Origin of the sequence: Salmonella sp. 741265116_PST (genome assembly GCF_046567715.1) — a bacterium.
GTDB lineage: Bacteria > Pseudomonadota > Gammaproteobacteria > Enterobacterales > Enterobacteriaceae > Salmonella > Salmonella enterica.
Genome location: NZ_JBKFPH010000072.1, coordinates 1 through 2,056, shown reverse-complemented (window position 1 = coordinate 2,056; position 2,056 = coordinate 1). Strand labels below are relative to the sequence as shown.

Sequence of the window (2,056 nt, the reverse complement as noted above, 5' to 3'; positions counted from 1 at the left end):
ATGCTTGAAGCCAGAGATCTGTACTGCGAGCGGGACGAGAGGACGCTGTTTCGCGGGCTGTCGTTCACCGTGGACGCCGGGGAGTGGGTGCAGGTCACCGGCGGCAACGGCGCCGGAAAAACCACCCTGCTGCGCCTGCTGACCGGGCTGGCGCGCCCGGACGGCGGCGAGGTGTACTGGCAGGGCGAACCCCTGCGCCGCGTGCGCGACAGCTTCCATTCCGGCCTGCTGTGGATAGGGCACCAGCCGGGGATTAAAACCCGCCTGACGGCGCGGGAGAACCTGCACTTCTTCCACCCCGGCGACGGCGCGCGTCTCCCGGAGGCGCTGGCGCAGGCCGGGCTGGCGGGATTTGAGGACGTGCCGGTCGCCCGGCTCTCGGCCGGGCAGCAGCGCCGGGTGGCGCTGGCCCGCCTGTGGCTGACCCGCGCCGCGCTGTGGGTGCTCGACGAGCCGTTCACCGCCATTGACGTTAACGGCGTGGCGCGCCTCACCCGGCGGATGGCGGCGCACACGGCGCAGGGCGGGATGGTCATTCTCACCACCCACCAGCCGCTGCCGGGGGCCGCGGACACCGTCCGCCGTCTGGCGCTGACCGGCGGGGGGGCAGGGCTGTGATGTGGCGTGTCTTCTGTCTCGAACTGCGCGTGGCGTTCCGCCACGGCGCGGACATCGCCGGCCCGCTGTGGTTCTTCCTGATGGTCATCACCCTGTTTCCGTTAAGCGTCGGGCCGCAGCCGCAGCTGCTGGCGCGTATCGCGCCGGGCATCATCCAGGTGGCGGCGCTGCTGGCCTCGCTGCTGGCGCTGGAGCGGCTGTTTCGCGACGACCTGCAGGACGGCAGCCTGGAGCAGCTGATGCTGCTGCCGGTGCCGCTGCCGGCGGTGGTGCTGGCGAAGGTGCTGGCCCACTGGGCGGTGACCGGCCTGCCGCTGATGATGCTCTCCCCGCTGGTGGCGCTGCTGCTGGGGATGGACGTGTACGGCTGGAAAATCATGGCGCTGATGCTGCTGCTCGGCACGCCGGCGCTGGGGTTTCTCGCCGCGCCGGGCGTTGCGCTGACGGCCGGCCTGCGGCGCGGCGGCGTCCTGCTGGGCATTCTGGTGCTGCCGCTGAGTGTCCCGGTGCTGATTTTCGCCGCCGCGGCGATGGACGCGGCATCGATGCATTTACCCGCTGACGGCTATCTGGCGGTGCTGGGGGCGCTGCTGGCGGGCAGCGCGACGTTAAGCCCGTTCGCCACCGCGGCGGCGCTGCGCCTCAGCGTGCAGTAGCGCCCCGGCGCGACGGACATTTTACTGGTTTCAGGAGGTCAGGTGACGACTATGTGGAAAACCCTTCATCAGCTGGCGGCGCCGCCCCGGCTGTATCAGATTTGCGGCAGGCTCGTGCCGTGGCTGGCGGCGGCCGGCATCATCGCGCTGGCCACCGGCTGGGTCCGGGGCTTTGGTTTCGCCCCGGCGGACTACCAGCAGGGGGAGAGCTACCGCATTATGTACCTGCATGTCCCGGCGGCCATCTGGTCAATGGGTATCTATGCGGCGATGGCGGTGGCGGCGTTTACCGGGCTGGTCTGGCAGATGAAAATGGCCAGCCTTGCCGTCGCGGCGATGGCGCCGGTGGGGGCGGTGTACACCTTCATCGCGCTGGTCACCGGCGCGGCGTGGGGCAAACCGATGTGGGGCACCTGGTGGGTGTGGGACGCGCGCCTGACCTCGGAGCTGGTGCTGCTGTTTCTCTACGCCGGGGTCATCGCCCTGTGGCACGCCTTTGACGACCGTAAAATGGCCGGGCGCGCGGCGGGCATTCTGGTGCTGGTCGGCGTGGTGAACCTGCCGGTTATCCACTATTCCGTCGAGTGGTGGAACACCCTGCACCAGGGCTCGACGCGGATGCAGCAGAGTATCGACCCGGCGATGCGCTCGCCGCTGCGCTGGGCCATCGCCGGCTACCTGCTGCTCTTTATGACGCTGGCGCTGATGCGGATGCGTAACCTGATTTTACTGATGGAAAAACGCCGCCCGTGGGTGAGCGAACTGATACTGAAAAGGGGGCA

3 protein-coding genes are annotated in these 2,056 nt (G+C 69.1%); all 3 read left to right on the top strand.

What is annotated here, in order from left to right:
* A partial coding sequence (gene ccmA / locus ACLD11_RS21805; protein WP_023225949.1) for a cytochrome c biogenesis heme-transporting ATPase CcmA occupies window positions 1–618 on the top strand: 618 nt, incomplete at its 5' end.
* A complete protein-coding gene (gene ccmB / locus ACLD11_RS21800) occupies window positions 615–1,274 on the top strand; it encodes a heme exporter protein CcmB (RefSeq protein ID WP_411015375.1) in 660 nt (219 codons plus the stop codon). The genes ccmA and ccmB, both read left to right, overlap by 4 nt.
* A 51-nt stretch (window positions 1,275–1,325) precedes the next feature.
* A partial coding sequence (locus ACLD11_RS21795; RefSeq protein ID WP_411015374.1) for a heme ABC transporter permease occupies window positions 1,326–2,056 on the top strand: 731 nt, incomplete at its 3' end.